This window comes from Enterococcus sp. AZ080 (genome assembly GCF_051714945.1).
Taxonomy (GTDB): Bacteria; Bacillota; Bacilli; order Lactobacillales; family Enterococcaceae; genus Enterococcus_B; species Enterococcus_B pernyi.
This window is the reverse complement of record NZ_JBIOSV010000001.1, coordinates 124,047-142,862: the sequence shown is the minus strand read 5'-3', so window position 1 is coordinate 142,862 and position 18,816 is coordinate 124,047. Positions and strand designations below refer to the sequence as shown.

The following is an 18,816-nucleotide window of genomic DNA, read 5'->3' as shown; positions in this document are numbered from 1 at the left end:
CTATTTCTCAATTTCTGCCTTAATGCTTGGAGCTAAACGACTTTCTCACAACCTGGTTACACGGTGATCCAAAAGCTAACCTTCAACACTAAGCTAGAAAATGACAAAATATGAAAAACTATTTTTCAATTTTCTAGCTTACTGATCAGGTCAAAATGCTTCTGTCACAACCTCTATGTTATAATGACTTAAAACAACAAAGGAGGAAATTGGATGGCATCAGATGAATTGAAAAATCATTTGGACAAAGGAATGTATGGCACGCCCTTGGTCAACCCAGAAGAACAGCATAAATACCTAGGTACCTTTCGTGAACGTTGCTACCTCAGTATGACCGTTGCTGAAATGAATGAGCCGACAAATAAAGAAAAGTTCCTACAAGAACTAGAGAAACGACCAGAAGCATTTATTCTGATAAACGGGACCTTACCCCTGGATATCCAGAATCAATACATCCAATTGGCAACGAAAAATCAAACGAAATTCACGGTTGTAAACGATCATGTTTCTGAAGATCCGCAAAGTATTGGTCTACTGATTGCGGCCAAAGAAGCGGTGAATGAGCCCGTTATTGACGTAGAAGAAAAATATCCAACGAAACAAGAAGAAGAACAACCAAAGAAAAAAAGCTTTTGGGACCGATTATTCAAATAATTTCTAAAAGTTCACTCGATTCTTTGAGTTTCTAATCAAAATTTGTCAGCGTTCGTATGTACCTGTGGCAAAACAAAAAATCATTCACAAACTAGATAAATCTAGTGATGTGGATGATTTTTTTGTCCTACAGGTTCATGATTTATTTAGTCTCTTCTTGTCTGTTGATCACTTCAGGATACAACAGCTCTAAGACATTCATTGTCAGTCTTCTGCCTTGGCCAGCAAATGGGTAAACGTGCATGTGCATCGCTGGATTGAAGTTTGCTTCAATGATGCCATAGGCTTGGTCATCTGTTTGAGGATCGATATCTTTATCAGGAATGATCAAATCGATGCCGCTGATTTTCGCTCCTAGGGCTTCCACTGCTTGTTGGGCAATTTGTTTATACGCGTCTGAAAATTCATCTGTTACGTCGATTGAATCGCCACCTGTACTGATATTGGAATTTTCGCGTAAATACACGATTTGATCTTTTTCAGGTACAGAATGGATGGTTAGTCCTTGCTCTTTTAACATCAACTGCTCAAGTTCACCTAACTGGATCAATTCCAATGGTGCACGATGGTGACTGCCTCTTAATGGATCTAGGTTTTTTTCAGCGACAAGTTCTTCCACCGTCCGTTTTCCGTCACCCACAACATTGGCAGGAACACGAAGTAAGATCGCTTTTACTTGCCCATCGATCACAAAGAAGCGATATTCTGTTCCAGGCATGAATGCTTCAACCAGTATAGAAGTATCTTCACGAAAAGCGATTGCTAAACCAGCCTGGTAATCTTCTAAAGATGCTCCTTCTTTGAAGATCGTGATCCCTAACCCATAATTGGTCGATTTAGGTTTAATAACAAAGGCTTGTTCTGCAAATCGTGGATAAGCGTTCAAAGCCTCTTCGATTGAAGTAAATTCGGCTCCTTCAGGTACACGGAATCCGGCCTCTTTTAGCACTTTTTTAGTGACTGTTTTATTTTCCATGATCAATGGCACAATGTAGCTGTCTTTACTTGTCATATTGGCATTTTTTACATATTCGATATGCTCTTGATGCTGTAGACGTAAAAATTGATCTGATTCATCTATGACCTTTACTTCGATGCCCTTTTGGATCGCATCAAACATCAGAATCTGTGTCGACAGTTCCATGTCACGAAATCCCGCTAATTGATACGAACGTTCATGACTTTCTTCTTCATACTGTTTTCCTAAAGTATAAGCAAAGTCATGCTGGCTTGTTTGTTGTGCTTGCTGATAAATCTTGCCTGCCAATGTTTCACGTGGTTCATCCAATTGTGCGATCATGTCATCGATCAATGGTAGGCGTTCGGATTGTCCTAAAGCTACAAGCATCTCTTTCATTCCTTGAAGAAGCAGTATTCCTTCATCATAAAAAGCAGTTTGATCCATAGGGTTTTCTAACGACACGTGTTCATTTCGCTGCTCGCCTTCTTCGACCCATGCATCGACTGCTACGTCATGTTCCATCCATAGCATATACATTAAGAACGATTGTAAAAACTGAACTTGTGCTTGACTGATCCCTACACGTGCGTAAGGATTTAAATCAATATTTCTCAGTTCAATATAGCGAATACCTGATTTTGCTAAATCAGCTACACGTTTTCCACCACGAAAACGGATCGGTGCATAGAATTCTTTTTCTTCGGATAACTTGCCTTCTTCCACCATTTTTTCAATATCGGTTAAATATTGTTGCATTGACGCATAGGATACTTTGACATTCGGATGGTTCGTATAACCATAGGAACTATTACGAATACTGCGTACCGGTTCTGCTGGTGCTGGCTTGCCGACAAAATAGTGGTCTTCACTTAGAGGTGACGCCCCAAACAAATAAGTGATCAACCAACGATAACGCAAGAAGTTCTGTGCTGTTTTAAAATATAATTCTGTTTTAAATGCTGCAAAGTCGGTAAACTCTGTTTGTTGTACAAACAAGGATTGTAAAAGATCATCACCAAACTCAAAGTTGAAATGGATGCCGCTGACCATTTGCTTGCGTTTGCCATATTCCTTTGCTAAATAACGACGATACAAGACATCTTCAAAATTAGAAAGCTTCGCAATCATGATCTCTTCGTCTTTTTCAGGTAAAGCCGGAGGCATACTTAAAGGCCAGATCATTTCATCATCTGCCATTGAGCGTGAAGCAACGTCGTAGATTGCTTCCAAGTATTTAAAAAGTTCGTTGATAGAATCCGTGACCGGAGTAATCAATTCGACTTGAGTTTCACTAAAATCTGTCTGGATGTATGGATGATACGTACGATCCCCAAAAACCTCAGGATGATCGGTTGTTGCCAACTTTCCAGAGAAGTTCACACGTTGCCCTTCACGTTCAACCCCAAAACGGGCTTGACTAATGAATGGTAGTGAACGAGGATGCAGTAATAATTCTTTATAGTTCATGGTTAAATGTCCTCCAATTCATATGTTTCATTATAGTAAAAACCGCCAAGAAAAAGAATGAAATTGTTTGAAAATGAGAAAAAAGGGGTGTTTTTTTAAAAAAACAGCTGATATTGTAGGAAAATGACTCCAAACTGAACAATAAGATAGCACATAGCCAGACAGGACACAGTCAAAAAAATCGCTGGTTCATTTTTGGTTTATACTCGAAATATTGTTCCTTGAATATCGCTAGTCCATTGGAAGGAGAAAAAAGAGCCTGAAACAAATGGAACCTCTTCAAAAATAAAGGGAAAACCACGGAAATTTAAAGAACGATTCCCGTGGCTTCTTTTTTATTTCTTGAAGTTGAACACCTTTGTTACAAGCTCTTTAGATGAACTTATGCTCATATACTGTTTATTCTTCTTTCAATAAGCCTTTAAATAGACCGATGACAAAGTCATTTGGATCAAAAGCTTCTAAATCATCGATGCCTTCACCCAAACCAACAAGTTTGACCGGCAGGTGCAATTCATTACGAATGGCTAAGACGATTCCACCTTTAGCTGTACCGTCTAATTTTGTTAAAACTAGCCCTGTCACATCAGAGGTTTCTTTGAACTGTTTCGCTTGGACCATGGCATTTTGCCCTGTCGTCGCATCTAACACAAGTAAGATCTCATGTGGTGCTTCTGGTAATTCTCGTTGGATCACACGTTTGATCTTCTCTAATTCGTTCATCAAATTGACTTTGTTTTGCAGACGTCCAGCTGTATCAACAAGTAAAATATCTGCTTGTTGTTCTTTGGCTTTTTCGATGGCATCGTAAACGACTGCCGCAGGATCGCCACCAGCTTTGCCTCGAACCACTTCAACTTCTGCACGTTCTCCCCAAACGACTAACTGATCGATCGCACCCGCACGGAAGGTATCTGCTGCGGCTAACAATACCTTTTTGCCTTCCGTTTTGTATTGATGTGCTAATTTACCGATACTCGTCGTCTTTCCTACACCATTGACACCAACAAAGAGGATCACTGTCAATCCTTCTTCTTGGAGGTTCAATGTATTGACTTCATCGATGCCTTCTTGCTCATAAAGCTCAACTAATTTTTCGATGATCGCATTTTGGATCTCAGCTGGTTTCTTGGCATTTCTTAGCTTCACTTCTTGGCGTAACGCTTCAGTGATCTTGATGGCTGTTTCAAAGCCGACATCTGCACCGATCAATGTTTCTTCCAATTCTTCGAAGAAATCTTCATCGACCGTACGGAAATTCGCAAACAGTTCATTCATTCGTTCACCGAACGTTTTACGGGTCTTTTCTAGACCCTTATCATATTTCTCTTGTACTTCTACTTCTTCTGGTGCTTCTTCACCAGTAAAGGCTCGTTTGATCTTATCAAAAAATCCCATAGTATACCTCCTTTACACTAAAACAAATTGTTGGATCGCTTTTGCTACCCCATGTTCGATGTTACTTGCCGTGACATGATCAGCGGCTTCTTTGACAAAAGGCACCGCATTTTCCATGGCTACACCAAGTCCTGCGTATTCGATCATCGGTAGATCATTTTCCTCATCTCCGATTGCCATGATCTCACTACGTTCAAGTCCTAAATCTTTTGCTAATAAAGAAATACCATATGCCTTAGTGACACCTTTTGGCATAAATTCTAATAAAACATTGCGCGTTTTGATAATTTCATACGACTCATAATAAGCGCTTGGAATCTCCTTGATTTTTGCATCTAGTTCTTCTTGCTCATAGGCAATGACTGCTTTGTTCAACACAAACTCATCTGTGATATCAGCTAGTACTGCTGGTTGGAATTGCAATAAGTTGTTTAATACATTGTACATCGATTGCTTTTGAGGCGCACTAGGTAATTGCAAGACGACATTATCTGATAAGACGTCTAACGGTAAGTCTAGTTCTTGTGCCAACGCATAAAGACGATGGATATCAGACACAGACATCGCTTTTTTCTCGATGATTTCACCAGTATCATTTTTCTGGACTAAGCCACCGTTGAAGGTAATGCTATAATCGCCTTCTTCGACTAAACCTAATTCTTGTAAATAGTGAGCCATCGCTGCTAACGGACGCCCCGTGCATAAAACGATTTTTACCCCTTGTGCTTTTGCTTGAGCCAAAGCTTGTTTATTCTCAGATGAGATTTTCTTTTCTTCGTTCAATAGTGTTCCGTCTAAATCGATAGCGATTAATTTGATCATTTCGTCCCCTACACTTTCGTTTCACTCATTCTTCCTTCTTCATTGATGTCTTCCATACGGACAGAGACGATTTTTGAAACCCCAGACTCTTGCATGGTCACACCGTATAAGACATTCGCAGCAACCATCGTCCCTTTACGATGCGTCACTACAATAAACTGTATATCGTCTTGGAACTCGCTGAGATAGCGACCAAAGCGTTTGACATTGGCTTCATCTAGCGCAGCTTCGACCTCATCAAGGATACAAAACGGTACGGGGCAGACACGAATAATCGAAAAGAGCAACGCAATCGCAGTCAATGCACGTTCTCCTCCTGAAAGTAAACTTAAACTTTGTAGTTTTTTACCTGGAGGCTGAACTTCGATTTCAATCCCTGTCTGCAACAAATCAGTCGGATCAGTCAACACAAGCTCTGCGCGACCGCCACCAAACATATTTGGGAAAACGATTTTGAATTCTTGGCGGATTGCTTCAAAAACTTCTTTGAAACGAGTCCGTACCTCATCATCCATTTCATCCATTGTTTCAAATAATTGATCCTTAGCCGATAATAAGTCATCCCGTTGCGCAGCCAAAAAGGTATGACGTTCATTCACTTGCTCATACTGCTCAATGGCGTTTAGATTTACTGGGCCTAAACGATCGATTTGTTGTTTCAACGAAGCAACTTCTACCCGGCTGTTCGCTACATCCGTTGTTTCTTCATAAGATTCACAGGCTTTTTCATAATTCATCTGATACTCCGTTTGCAGGTAATTCAGATGATTGTCCAAAATCATTTCCGCACGATTCTTTTGGACCTCTAACTGTGACTGCTCTGTCAAAAGTTCTTTTTGTTTACGGTTTTCAGCTAATAGGTCGGCATCCAACGCATCGATAGTCGTTTGCATTTCTTCACGTGACTGTTTGGCGTCTTCTAGAGAAGCTTTTAAGCGATCTCTTTCTGTCGCTAAATCAGCAATTCGTTGATCTAAACTTTCTTCTGTCAGTTCGTGATCAGAGAAGTCCGCAGTCAATGCATGCAGTTGTTGTTCTAGTCCTTCTTGTTTGGCTAATGCCTCATTTTTTTGTACGCGTGCGCCACGTAGTTGGATCTGTAAGTGATTGTATTGCTCTTTCAATACGGCTAATGAGGCTTGCTCCTGTGCTTGTTTTTCCTGGATCTGCGCGCGACGTTCTTCCATCTTGTCACTTTCTTGACTCAATGAACTGATTTCAGCATTGATCTCTTGGCGTTGTACTTCTAGTTCTTGCTGTTTTGCCAAAAGCTCTGCCTGTTGTTTTTGGTAATTCTCCATGAATTGTTGCAGTTCACGCGTTTCATAACTTGAGATTTGCTGTTCTTTTTCAAAACGAGTGAGTTCGTTGGCCACATTTTGTCGTTGATTTGCTACTTCTTGTTCTTCAAAGCGTAACTGTTCCCCTTGTGTCCGCAGAAGTTCTTGTTCTTCTGCCAAAACCGTGACTTCTTGTTGCAATGCTTGGACTTTCTTTTCTTGACTTTGCAACTCCTGATCCGCTTGTTGAAACTCACTCGTCAATTGTTTTAATTCTTGATTTTGTGCAAATAAACTTCCTTGATTGCCTCGCTTCGTCGCCCCACCAGTCATTGAACCACCGGCATTCATGACATCACCTTCTAGTGAGACCACACGATACTGGTAACGAATCTGTTGGGCAATGGCATTGGCACTTGCTAAGTCTTTTGCTAATAGAATCGTCCCTAATAGATTGTGAACGATTGTCTGGATCTGTTCGGGATAAGTCACTTGTTCGCTAGCGATCCCGATAAACCCGTCAACTGTTTGCGCTTGTGCAAAAATATGTGCAGGTAATTGACGAGGTTTGATTGTCGTTAATGGTAGAAACGTTGCTCGTCCGCCTTTTTGTTGTTTCAAATAAGTGATCGCTTGACGTGCATCGCCTTCATTTTCAACAATGACATGTTGCGCTGAACCACCCAAAGCTGTTTCGATTGCCAATGTATAATCAGCTGGAACATCGATCAATTCAGCAACCGCACCAACGATCCCAGAGAGGCGTTGCTTTTGTTGCAAGATCAAACGAACACCTTGATAGAAGCCAAAGTAATTTTCTTGGATTTCTTGTAAACTTTTCTGACGTGCCCGTAATTGTTGGACTTGGTTCATCAGTTGATACATTTTGGGCTGTTCTTTTGCCAAGCGCTCTTGTGCTTGTTTTCCTTTTGTTTGCACAACTTCAAGTGACGCTTTGACCTCATTCAATGCTTGCTGTAGCTTTTCATGTCGCTCTGTCAACTCGATTTGCTTGGCGGACATTTCCGCAACATTCGCTTCCACTTCCGATTGTTTGGCTAGTGTTTGCTGACTTTTAGATGTCTCTTGAACATATTGACGCTCCAAGTACTTCAATTCATTGCCGACAGTTGCTTGTTCTTGCATCAGATCGACATACTGATCGCGTAATTCTGCCAACAATTCTTTGGTTGATTTTTGGTATTTTTCCAATTCTTGTTGCGTACTCATCAGTGCTTTTTCAGCCTGTTGGATCTCTGCTTCTTTTTGACTGACTTCTTGGGTCAAAGTCGCTTGTAATTCTTCAAAATGAGCCACTTTTTCTTGCACTTCAGTTAAAGAAGCTTGGTATTCTTTTGAGCTCTTTTGGGTATGCTTCGTTCGCTCAAGTAATACTTCTTTTTGTCCTTCTGTTTGCTTTAATTTTTCTGACAACGCTAATAACGTTTGTTGATTTTTTTCGATCATACGGTCGGCCTGGTTATTTTGTTTGCGTTTGTCGGCTAATAACTGTTCCTTTGTTTGGATCTGTGTCGTTAAGGATGTTAGTGATTGGTTGAACTGATCTAATTGTAGTTGTCGTTCATCCCACTCTTTTTTTGCCGCTTTGATTTCAGCAATCATCAAAGAGATATCTGTGTTAGTCAATGTTTCTTTTAATCGTAAAAACTCCTTCGCAGCCTCACTCTGGGCGGCCAAAGGAGTTAATTGCTCTTCAAGTTCATAGATGATATCTTGGACACGGCTTAGATTATCCTCTGTTTCAAAAAGCTTTTGCTCCGCCTTTTTCTTGCGCTGTTTGTATTTCAAGACTCCAGCTGCTTCTTCAAAAATCCCTCGTCGGTCTTCTGGCTTACTACTAAAAATCGCTTCGACTTTTCCTTGAGAGATGATCGAAAATGATTCTTTCCCTAAGCCAGAATCCATAAATAATTCTTGGATGTCTTTCAAACGACAAGGTTGTTTATTGATGAAAAAGTCGCTTTCACCTGTCCGACGGTAACGACGTGTTACACTGATCTCACTATACTCTAGTGGCAAGTAATGATCAGAGTTGTCTAATACGACGGTTACTTCAGCGACATTCAATTGTTTACGGGAATCAGAACCGGCAAAAATAATATCCGGCATTTTCCCACCACGAAGGCTTTTTGCAGACTGTTCTCCTAGTACCCAACGGATAGCCTCAGTAATATTACTTTTTCCGCTACCGTTTGGTCCAACGACCGCTGTGACACTATTTTCAAACTCAATGATTGTTTTATCTGCAAATGATTTAAAGCCGGCTATTTCAATGCGTTTTAAATACACGAAGTCTTTCCCTCACTTACTTAGTGCTGCTAAAGCATTCTCAGCAGCAGCTTGTTCTGCTAGTTTTTTCGATTTTCCTTGTCCAGTTCCAATCAACCGATCATCCACGTATACTTCGATCCAAAAAATACGTTCGTGTGCTGGACCTTCTTCATTGATCAAACGATATTCAATCAACACGTCTCCAGCTTTTTGCAATACTTCTTGTAATCTTGTTTTATGATCCATCTCATGGGAAAAAGCACCGGCACGCACCTTCGGAAAAATCACCGTTTCAATAAACGCATGTGCTGCGTCAAATCCTTGATCAAGGTACAACGCTCCTAAAAAGGCTTCAAACAGATCACAAAGAAGCGCTGGACGGGTTCGTCCGCCTGAGTTCTCCTCACCTTTTCCTAACAGGATGTACTGATCAAAACGACATTCCTTGGCAAATTTGGACAAACTATCTTCACGTACGATAGCTGCACGAGTTTTGGTCAATTTTCCTTCTGGGATATCTGGATACAAACGATACAGATATTCAGAAACCATCAACTCTAATACAGCATCTCCTAAAAACTCAAGACGTTCGTTGTCGGATAGTTGCAAATTGCGATGCTCATTCACATAGGATGAATGGGTAAAAGCTTGTTCAAGTAAGTTTAAATCGTGAAAAACGATGCTATACTTTTCTTTCAATTCTTTTGTTAGCTGATTGTCCATTTCCCACATTCCTTTATGGCTATTTTTTCAATACTTCCTTATTATACTGGTTTTTTATAAAATATGAAATGGTTGAGACAAAAGGTATGAAAAGCTTTATAAACCTTGTTGAAGATTCTTTTTCATAAAAGTATACTAAACCTTGTAATGTTCCTAAATCCAGCTAATTACTTATCAAAGAACAAAAAAAGCACTTTCCAAAAAACAGAAAATGCCTGTTTAAAGTTATATTAATTGTAGTTGGAATCAGCGATTATTCAGTCAGTATAATTTAGCACACGTATATTTAAACAATGTCCAAATATTTTAATAGGAGTACTTTCATTACAATATAAGCACTGAACAAATCTTGTTCTTTTTCATTTCTATGTAATCTTAAAAAATAAGGAACAACATCAGATTTTATAGGTGTGAAAGTATATCTGATCTGATTAATGCATCTTGTTAACTCGACAAACTAATTTATGTATGATCGTCCAAGATTGTTCTTTCAATATCCAAAAAGTTTACTGCCTCTTCTTCATATCCAAGCAGCCTTAGCATCTCAATAGCTATCGAGCCATCAAATTCCAAATCCCCAACGACAGACTGATACAATCGGAAAAAAAATTTCCAATAAATTCTTCCTTTTAAGTAATCTGAGTCCTTTGTTTCATCATACAAAATTCCTAACAAATCCAAAATTCTATCGTAATTTTTATCAGAAAATTCTAAAATGATTGAATTTATAATAAATTTTATTAATGCATGTTGATATTTAGGTATACCTTTAAATTTCCTAAACTGATTGAGCACATCCTTATATTGAAATAATCGGTATTCCTTTTTAAAGAGTCCTAAACAATTAGTATACATTGCTAATTCGAAATATCCCCACTCCTCTATCCTGCTCAAATAATCCAAAATTTTTTTTGATTCATTTTCATCTATCTTACCAAGTTTATAATTTGGTAATTTTTCAGCAACTGCTTTTATTTGAACAATTAGATACAGAAAAAAAATGTCGTTACTTTTTTTATATTCTTCTTGTAAGTTGTCTAGATACTCTTTTGCATGATACTCAGAAATAATTGCACTCCTAAATTTTTTTCGTAAGTGCTCTTTTTTACTTAATTGATAGTTATAATACTCCAAATAGTAGTCATCTATTTGGATATTCATTCTTTCCAAGTATTGCCAAATGGTATCTATGTCAATTCTAGCGGTATCATTTTCAAACCGCTGTAATGCGCTTATCGAATGTACCCCTTCGCTCAAATCTCTTCGCGTTATTTTTCTATCGGTTCTTAATTTTTTAATCAATTCCCCATGTTCCATATAAAATCACCAAATTTTCTACTTATTTTTGACTAACTTTGGTACAAACTATCAAATAACCTTATTATACAACTAAGATACATTATCACATTTAGTAATACACTAAATAATAACGCAGTAAGCATCTAATCTATAACACTGATAATCATATTTATTTGGTAATCACATATCTTGATAAACTAGAAATTGACCTAATCCAAATAAGGAACATTACTTGAGAAAACATTAATAAAAAGAACAAAGGTTTGTAAAGTTTCCCTACAATAATCGGAAGATAAAAACTTTAAATCTACTATAAATAGGAGGAAAAATGATTTCATCTTTAATGATATTATTTGGTTGGGAAGTTGTCAATTTGTAGCAGTTGAACAAAATTTTTTCAAAATCTATCCGTAATATCAAAAAATTACATATAATGGAAGGTCGAATAGTATGAAAATAAACAAATTCCAAGTGCTCTTAACTACCTCTATAGCAATAGTAACATTAGCAACACCATTAGTTCCTTCACTAAGTTCTGTTGTTTACGCATCAGATAGTGAGAATCAAAAAGTGGTCCAAGTAAAAAAATTTGAAGACAAAACAATTGCTGAATTAATGAACGATGCACAGTTAAGATATTCTAGTTCTCTACCTAATACACCATCAACTCAAAATAGCGTTGCTACTGCTTTTGAAAAGAAAGTAATGAATATGACAGTCAAAGATGTAAAGAACAACATCAATGATTTGCTGAAAGAGTTTGATGGTGCTAGTTATAGTTCTCGTGCAGTAGCAGGCGTAGGTGGCAAACTGCAAAATGGTGGCTGGAATATGTACTATAATACTAGCACTGGTAAAACGTCTGTCTATAATTTCTATGATAGACTTGTCATGGGAGCTGGAGGTAGTGTATTGTATAGTGCCATATTAGATGCTCTTGCTGTTACATGTGGAATTACAGTTGCTGGTGCAGTGATTGTTGCTATTTGTAACTTAATTGCAGGTGAATTAGTTAGAAAAACGGCGAGCGCCCGTGGTCTTGTGTCTAGTCACGGAAATGCCGGAACCGTTCGAGTGACGTTAACTGACGAATTATGGTCGTCAAAATATAATGCAAGCTGGTGATTACAATTTTTTCAATATCTAGTTTTACTTTTGTTGTTGTTTTTGTCGGTATAATAAAAATCGTTGCACAGTTAAATGAAATAATTGGCTTGCTACGCTCAAAAAGTAAAATCGAGACTGAGTTGATTGAAGCAATAAAAACAATAAAAGAAAAGAATCATTTTTAGCTACTATTTATCTTAGCTAAAGTAGCACAACCTTAGAGAACAGATAAACTATGACACAAAATTTTTTAAACAGTACAATACTAAACCACTCCCTCTCAAAAGATCAATAGAAACTTAAGCGACGATCTCATCTCTTTTTCTATCAGAGTGAGATCGTCGTATTTTATTATGAATACTTGTAAAATTTATCCGTTAATCGATACTTAATTGGACTATCTTTCCCTAATTTTGAATCCTATTGTTTTACAATTCAGCTTATGCCATTAAGTCATTCGCTGGTTAATCTCCGAGAAGAAGTTCTCTAAGTTAGCTTTACAATATGTGATGGAAATCGAGCGAAACTCAGGAAATCCTTCCTCACTAAACAAGTGTAAAAAGACGATCGTTAATATTTTCCCTTGATTTTTATTGGCTGTATCGCAATTCATTATATGCTTATACCTACACTAACTTCCTTCTATTTATCAGTTCATTCATATCAACTTGCCCACCTAGTTGTTCTGCCAAATCTAAATCATGGGTGACTAAGACGATCGTCACTCCTTGCTCATTCAATTCTTTCAATGCTTCGATCACAAGTTGCCGATTTCCTTTATCCAAAGAGGCAGTGGGCTCATCTGCAAAAACGATTTTAGGGATTTGCAAAAACAAGCGAGCTAAAGCTACTCGTTGTTGCTCACCACCGCTTAAACGAAATACTTTTTGGTGCAATGAATCTTCCATTTGGAACTTGCGGAGCGCAGCAATCATTTTTTCCTCTTTTTTTACTACTAACTGTAAATTTTGCTTGACCGTTTCATTATCGATCAATGCAAAGTTCTGAAATAAAAATCCTGCATACTCACGAAAGAAACGTTTTTTACTTTTACGGTGAAGGAATTGATTGTCTATCCATATTTCACCAGAATCTATGGGCTCCAGTTGTCCTAAGCAATTCAGTAACGTCGTTTTCCCTACACCACTGCTTCCAGTAATCACAGTTATTGAACCAGTCTCTACATGTAAAGATACGTTTTCAAAAATCACTTTTCCTTTGTACTTTTTAGTGATTTCTTTGGCTTCAATCATATTTGATCACCTCCAGACGTTTTCTTTTTTCTGATAAATACGTAGTGAATAAAAGTATACATAATTCAAATAATAGTAATAGAATTAAAATCTGCCACCAAGCATGATTGATGAGTAGTAAGATCAACGCAACAACGGTAGAAATGGTTAATATTATTTTATAATATCTGTGATGCCTCTGTAGCAGAGCCCAACCAGCAATATATTTGAGAAACAGTTTTTTCTTATTCATTTCCACATACAGTAAACTCAAATAAACTTGAATAAAAACAAAACCAATAAGGATCAAGAACAAAATACTAAGGGTTGTATAATATTCACGTTTCACACCCATAAGAGATTGATTGATGCTTTCTTTTACAGCAATCAATCCATAAAAATCATGTTCCATATGATTTTCTTTAATAAATGCTTGGACAAGTTGAGGGTCTCGAAACAAGTAAGTCCCATTTGAAATATCCTGTATCCATATTTCAATATTTGGTTGGATCAATGGCAATGACATGGAAACGATAATTGGATTGGAAGAAAAATTTTTTTCATAGGGTTGGAAGTTATAGTTAAAAAGGACTTGGTTTGCTTGCGTATAGAGAACTTTTAATTCCCCCTCATATGCTTTCGTCTCGTACTCAAAAGAATTTTGATAAAAATCAAGTTCATTCTCTGCTTCTTGAATGATCATTTCTGTATACATTCGCTTATTTTCAGGGATGAGCAGATAGAAAAAAGAATCATCTAATGAGTGTATCGATTGACCTTCAGCATCCTTGATAGCCAATTCTTGTACGGCATGATGATTACTTAACCAAAAAGCGTCATTTTCAATATAATTTAGTGTCGGACTACTATGACCAAGTTCATTGTCTCTTAGAAAAATCCCACCTGACTGTTCTGATTTTTCCAACAAGGGAAGTAACCGTGAATTGATCAACGCTTGTGCTTTCTTTCGCACGTCTTTACTTTTTGCCGGGTCTACAAGTAGACTTGTGTCTCTACTAAATGCTAACTGATAATAGTCAGGAATTCTTGTCCATTGGGAGAGCTGTTGTTCAAGTTCACGCGTCTCCATTACTTTATTTGATAATGTACTGGCTTGCACCGTAACAAACGTGAAGATGATGATCTTTAATAAAAGGTTCAAACTAAATAATAATCGGTAAGGTTTCCTTCCTTTTATTTTATCTGAAATCGTACCGAACGAAAAAATAATCCCACTCGTAAATAATTGAAGAACCCAAATCATTAAATGCCCCCCCAAAAAAATCGGTCGATAAAGAAACTGTAATTGTGGAAACCACCAAGAAAAAGCAACCATCAAGAGAGTAAAAATCGCACTATCAATGAAACTATCCTTGAAGGACACTATCAGCCAACGATGTCCTAACATCTCAATCACACCAATTTTCTTACGAAGAGAAGCTTTGTAAAACAGTAAAGCTAAGATCACAAAGAAAAATAGAATAAAGAAGAGTTGTCCAATACTCATTAATAAACCCGCTGTCAATAACTGGAACCATTTTATCTCCTCAATCTCCAATTTGATTCCTTGATCATGAAAATCAGCAATCATTCCAGATGGAGGGGCTTCTGTTACAATATAAGTACCCAGCGCATCTTGATGTTGCATCTCTGTGTAATCATAAAAATAGGTGGCAACATCCGATTTTATAGGTGGAAAAAAGTATTCCGAACGTTCCACCTTGTCAAAGGTATAAATTTCCTTTGTCGTCTCACCAGAAGCGCCAATTCTAAAAACCAGTTTATGTATAGCAATTTGATGTTTTTTTGCATAAGCAGAAATTTTTTGATTGATTTCCTCAATCGTCCCACTCGCTTCTTCAATCACAATGCCCGAATGAGCATTTGGGATAGCACTCTTGATTCCTTCATTTCCGATAAAAGAAATGGCATAAAGGAAACTTAACACTGTAACTATAAATAACCCTCGATAGATTTTTTTCATAATGAAAGAAAAAAAGGACCTAAAATATGTTTTCAAATATTTAAATACCCGAACTGTATTTGAGATATCACTGAAGAGATTGTTGACTTCTAGTAACAACCTGACCGTAGCAGTAATCTCTATATAGCTCGGGTAATACTGTATAAAAAATTTGTCTTAGGTTCTTAAATCTCTATGCCCACCACCATCCAGAGGTATTTCCCGTAAATGCACGTGGAGCTTCTGCTCTTACTTCTACTCTAGGTCCTCCTGTGACATTAACAGTTTTTGTTCCCTTCGCCTGAACTGTGACTCTTCTACTAGATGGCGTAAATTCTCCCCATACTGTACCAAATCCAGGAATACCGGTTACTCCGCCATAAAATGTATCCATTGTGATTTTCGGCTGAATCATTACTGCTTGTTCTTGCACAATATCCATATCAAATATATTTGCATAGCTTGATATAATCAAAGGTTCATTCATTTCTGACGCACTTACTTGATCGATTGAGACAAATATTCCTATAGCAGCAACAGTTCCAATAACACTAACAACTAATTTTTTGTTTTTCATAAAATTCTCCTTTGTATGTTTTATTTTTGATTTAGTATTTCAAAATGTCGATAAAGTAAGTATATATATGAAACATACCCTCTACTCTCTTTAAATTTATTTATTTTCATATTTATTATATATTTTTCATTCTTAAAAAACAAACATTTCCTTGTTTTTCCTAATTAAAAAACATCCATAGTTTATTCGTTATGTATTAATGATTGATGGTGACAAAACTTTCACAGACCTACTTATTAAAAAAAACCGAGCCAGCCGAGAATAGGAGAATCCTATCTCGAACTGATTCGGTTTTATCATTTGTTGATTATGAACGTGAATCGGAAGTTACAGATACAACAGCCCATGGATTGACAGCATCATATGCCCAGTTCCAATCTTTGACGCGGTCGTTTACTGGTAATACTTCGTTACGGAACAATGTTGGAATAGCAAAAGCTTCTTCAAATGCGTATTCTTGCCATTTTTTGTAAGCTTCTTTTTGGTAATCTGCATCAAATGCTGCACTTGAATTGATATCATTGATCAATTTTGTGTTTTCTTCTGACTCAAAACGAGTGTAGTTGAACGCTGCATTTGCACCCCATAGTCCACTTGGATTTGGATCTGTTCCTGTACTCCAAGCTGCTTGGTAGATATCGATTTCTGGATCATCATTTTCCAAACGATCATAGAATGAGTTGAATTCGATCAGACGACCTGTTGTATATTGAACATCTAAACCAATCTCTTTCCATTGTTGTACGTAGTAATCTGCTAATGGTTGTGCTGTTTCGCCACCTGCCATTGACGCAAAGTTGATTGTCAACTTGTTACCATCTTTGTCTTCACGGATACCATCGCCATCAACATCTTTATATCCTGCATCATCCAATAATTTGTTGGCTTTATCAAGATCTTGAGTGAAGCCTTTTAGATCTGCATCGTGGAAACTTTCAAATACTGGTGGAATCAATGAAGTTGCATTGCTTCTTAAACCAGCATAGAAACGTTCACCTACTGCCGCATTGTCTAAAGCATAGCCCATTGCTTGACGTAATGCTTTGTCAGCCATTTTTGAGTTTGGATCATATTCTACACTTCCACTTTCAGCATCCCATTTACCTAGTTTGAAACCTAAGTAAGTGTATGAAGTTTGCTGACGTCCTAGATTCGTATAACCAGCGATATCTTTGTATGTGTCATACGTATCTGTTGGCATTTGGAAAATCATGTCATATAATTTTGAATTTAATGCTTCTGTTGCACTTGCTGTTGGTAATGATTTCATTGTGATTTTCTTCAATTGTGGTGTACCATTCCAGTAGTATTCATTTGGTAAGAATTCTACTGATTCACCAGCAACGATGTTACTCATATAGTAAGGACCAAATGTCACAGGGTTCTTACGAACTTGATCACTTGATTCCATGTCTTTGATAGCAATTCCTTCAAGTGTGTGTTTTGGTGCTGCATATGTCCAAATTCCACCACCTGCTTGAAGCATGCTTGGGTTCATTTCTTTATATTCGATTTTAACAGTTTTATCATCTACTTTTGTAATTCCAGAAATCGTATCTGCACTACCGCTGTTATATTCTTCCATACCAACGATGTTACGGAATGTATCATCGTAACGGATACCAGTGTATTCAGAGTTTCCGATGATTTCATAAGGGAAAATAACATCATCTGCTGTGACATCGACACCATCAGACCATTTTACGTTGTCTTTAAGTGTGATTGTTGCTGTTTTTGCATCTTCATCTAATTCTAATGAGGCTGCTCCATCGTTTGTAATCGTGAAGTTATCATCATTTGTAAACAATGGTTCATGTGAAGGCGCCATAAACGCTGCATCAAAGGCATCTTGGTAAAATTCCCATTGGAATAATCCTTTGAACTGACTATCTGTTGCTACTGCCACATCTAGCTGTCCATCTTCGATTGCTTCATCATTATTCGTTGTAGCTAATGGGAAAGTCAATTCACTTTTATCCCCATTATCTGCTGAATTATTACCTGACGAGCTAGTTCCGCCGCCATTTCCACACGCTGCTAATGCTCCCACAGATAGCAGTGTGACAAATCCAAAAATCGTTTTCTTCATATCCTATTTTCCCCCTTCACTTCTCTTATCCTAAACGTTGTCGCGCATCTGCAGAACGCTTAAATGCTTGTCCAACGTAGTTTATACTCAACATCAACACTAAAATTAGAATTGACGCGGGTAACCAAATCCATTGTCGATTCACTAAAACTTCACCATTACTTGCATAACCGATCAATGTTCCTAAACTAGGTACATTAGCTGGCAATCCAAAGCCTAAGAAAGTCAAAGTGGTCTCGATCCCAATATTTGCCGCAAAGTTCATTGTTAAGTTGGTGATGATCAATGAACTAAGGTTTGGCATGATTTCACGGAACATGATTTTGAAATCACTTGTTCCCATCGTTTTTGAAGCACTGACATAATCACGTCTAGCTTCTGATAACGTCTTACTTCTGAATAATCGGGCTTTAGCAACCCAATAAAATGCACTCATGATAAAAATAAATGACCAAACGTTATAGCGCGAAATGATCGAAACAAACACGATAATGATCAACATGATCGGTAAAATCATAATAAAATCAACAATACGCATCAATACGTTATCAATGATCCCACCATAAAACCCTGAAAGAATTCCAAGTCCTACTCCGATGATCGACGTAATGATCGTAATCGCAAAACCGATCATCACAGAGTTTCTTGCTCCGATAATCAATTGACCGAAGACATCACGTCCACCTTCATCTGCTCCTAAAAGGAATTTTGATCCTTGAGAAGAGATGGCGCCAGGTTCAGCATACTTATCAAAAATACTAACAAACATTACTTTATCTTGGTCAATAAAGATCGCCCCGATAAAAATAACTAATAGTAAAACAACTAACAAAGCCAGTGAAAAAATGGCTACTTTATCTTTTTTGAATTCTCGTGCAATCATTCGTATACCCATTGGTGGGATACTTTCTTGCGCAACTTCTTTGTTTTTATCACTCATGATCGATTCTCC

At 37.6% G+C, this 18,816-nt stretch carries 13 protein-coding genes; 2 read left to right on the top strand and 11 right to left on the bottom strand.

The annotated features are described in order from the left end of the window. Window positions 1-213 precede the first annotated feature (213 nt). Window positions 214-654 carry a YueI family protein gene (locus tag IGK01_RS00685; RefSeq protein WP_023518915.1) on the top strand — a complete coding sequence of 147 codons (441 nt, stop codon included), beginning with the start codon at window positions 214-216 and terminating at the stop codon, window positions 652-654. Window positions 655-796: 142 nt separating this feature from the next. Here the strand turns inward: IGK01_RS00685 and gshAB are convergent, their stop codons facing one another. The 6 genes from gshAB to IGK01_RS00655 all read right to left on the bottom strand — a co-directional run bounded on the left by gshAB (window position 797) and on the right by IGK01_RS00655 (window position 10,914). Beyond that, window positions 797-3,082, bottom strand: a complete 2,286-nt coding sequence (gene gshAB, locus IGK01_RS00680; protein WP_349520721.1) for a bifunctional glutamate--cysteine ligase GshA/glutathione synthetase GshB — start codon at window positions 3,080-3,082, stop codon at window positions 797-799. 399 nt (window positions 3,083-3,481) lie between these two features. After that, on the bottom strand, window positions 3,482-4,480 hold the full coding sequence (gene ftsY, locus IGK01_RS00675) for a signal recognition particle-docking protein FtsY (protein ID WP_010734424.1): 999 nt from the start codon (window positions 4,478-4,480) through the stop codon (window positions 3,482-3,484). Window positions 4,481-4,492: 12 nt separating this feature from the next. After that, window positions 4,493-5,302, bottom strand: coding sequence for a Cof-type HAD-IIB family hydrolase (locus tag IGK01_RS00670; RefSeq protein WP_010734425.1), 810 nt, complete (start codon window positions 5,300-5,302; stop codon window positions 4,493-4,495). Window positions 5,303-5,310: 8 nt separating this feature from the next. Then, window positions 5,311-8,892: a chromosome segregation protein SMC gene (smc, locus tag IGK01_RS00665; protein WP_438840429.1), complete on the bottom strand. Its 3,582-nt coding sequence runs from the start codon at window positions 8,890-8,892 to the stop codon at window positions 5,311-5,313. A 12-nt stretch (window positions 8,893-8,904) separates the two neighbouring features. Next, window positions 8,905-9,597 carry a ribonuclease III gene (gene rnc, locus IGK01_RS00660; protein ID WP_010734427.1) on the bottom strand — a complete coding sequence of 231 codons (693 nt, stop codon included), beginning with the start codon at window positions 9,595-9,597 and terminating at the stop codon, window positions 8,905-8,907. Between the two features lie 462 nt (window positions 9,598-10,059). Further along, on the bottom strand, window positions 10,060-10,914 hold the full coding sequence (locus IGK01_RS00655) for a helix-turn-helix domain-containing protein (RefSeq protein WP_153829980.1): 855 nt from the start codon (window positions 10,912-10,914) through the stop codon (window positions 10,060-10,062). 432 nt (window positions 10,915-11,346) lie between these two features. Between IGK01_RS00655 and IGK01_RS00650 the strand changes: the two genes are divergently transcribed. Next, a complete protein-coding gene (locus IGK01_RS00650; protein WP_023518912.1) occupies window positions 11,347-12,021 on the top strand; it encodes a hypothetical protein in 675 nt (224 codons plus the stop codon). 608 nt (window positions 12,022-12,629) lie between these two features. On the opposite strand, the gene IGK01_RS00645 is transcribed toward IGK01_RS00650, so the two are convergent. The 5 genes from IGK01_RS00645 to IGK01_RS00625 form a co-directional block, all read right to left on the bottom strand. Next, complete coding sequence (locus IGK01_RS00645; protein ID WP_023518910.1) at window positions 12,630-13,256, bottom strand: ATP-binding cassette domain-containing protein; 627 nt, start codon at window positions 13,254-13,256, stop codon at window positions 12,630-12,632. Next, window positions 13,249-15,183, bottom strand: a complete 1,935-nt coding sequence (locus IGK01_RS00640) for a DUF1430 domain-containing protein (RefSeq protein ID WP_409173698.1) — start codon at window positions 15,181-15,183, stop codon at window positions 13,249-13,251. The genes IGK01_RS00645 and IGK01_RS00640 overlap by 8 nt, the downstream gene beginning before the upstream one ends. Window positions 15,184-15,391: 208 nt before the next feature. Further along, entirely contained in the window at window positions 15,392-15,775 is a 384-nt protein-coding gene (locus IGK01_RS00635) for a hypothetical protein (RefSeq protein WP_410779257.1), read from the bottom strand. A gap of 307 nt (window positions 15,776-16,082) precedes the next feature. Next, window positions 16,083-17,864 carry an oligopeptide ABC transporter substrate-binding protein gene (locus IGK01_RS00630; RefSeq protein ID WP_023518908.1) on the bottom strand — a complete coding sequence of 594 codons (1,782 nt, stop codon included), beginning with the start codon at window positions 17,862-17,864 and terminating at the stop codon, window positions 16,083-16,085. 25 nt (window positions 17,865-17,889) lie between these two features. Next, a complete protein-coding gene (locus IGK01_RS00625; RefSeq protein WP_010734434.1) occupies window positions 17,890-18,804 on the bottom strand; it encodes an ABC transporter permease in 915 nt (304 codons plus the stop codon). Window positions 18,805-18,816 lie beyond the last annotated feature (12 nt).

Excerpts from the sequence above, each read along its gene's own strand:
- IGK01_RS00670 (WP_010734425.1), bottom strand. The coding sequence starts at position 5,302 with ATGATCAAATTAATCGCTATCGATTTAGACGGAACACTATTGAACGAA.
- rnc (WP_010734427.1), bottom strand. The coding sequence starts at position 9,597 with ATGGACAATCAGCTAACAAAAGAATTGAAAGAAAAGTATAGCATCGTT.
- IGK01_RS00655 (WP_153829980.1), bottom strand. The coding sequence starts at position 10,914 with ATGGAACATGGGGAATTGATTAAAAAATTAAGAACCGATAGAAAAATA.
- IGK01_RS00645 (WP_023518910.1), bottom strand. The coding sequence starts at position 13,256 with ATGATTGAAGCCAAAGAAATCACTAAAAAGTACAAAGGAAAAGTGATT.
- IGK01_RS00635 (WP_410779257.1), bottom strand. The coding sequence starts at position 15,775 with ATGAAAAACAAAAAATTAGTTGTTAGTGTTATTGGAACTGTTGCTGCT.
- IGK01_RS00630 (WP_023518908.1), bottom strand. The coding sequence starts at position 17,864 with ATGAAGAAAACGATTTTTGGATTTGTCACACTGCTATCTGTGGGAGCA.
- gshAB (WP_349520721.1), bottom strand. The coding sequence starts at position 3,082 with ATGAACTATAAAGAATTATTACTGCATCCTCGTTCACTACCATTCATT.
- IGK01_RS00685 (WP_023518915.1), top strand. The coding sequence starts at position 214 with ATGGCATCAGATGAATTGAAAAATCATTTGGACAAAGGAATGTATGGC.
- IGK01_RS00650 (WP_023518912.1), top strand. The coding sequence starts at position 11,347 with ATGAAAATAAACAAATTCCAAGTGCTCTTAACTACCTCTATAGCAATA.
- ftsY (WP_010734424.1), bottom strand. The coding sequence starts at position 4,480 with ATGGGATTTTTTGATAAGATCAAACGAGCCTTTACTGGTGAAGAAGCA.
- IGK01_RS00625 (WP_010734434.1), bottom strand. The coding sequence starts at position 18,804 with ATGAGTGATAAAAACAAAGAAGTTGCGCAAGAAAGTATCCCACCAATG.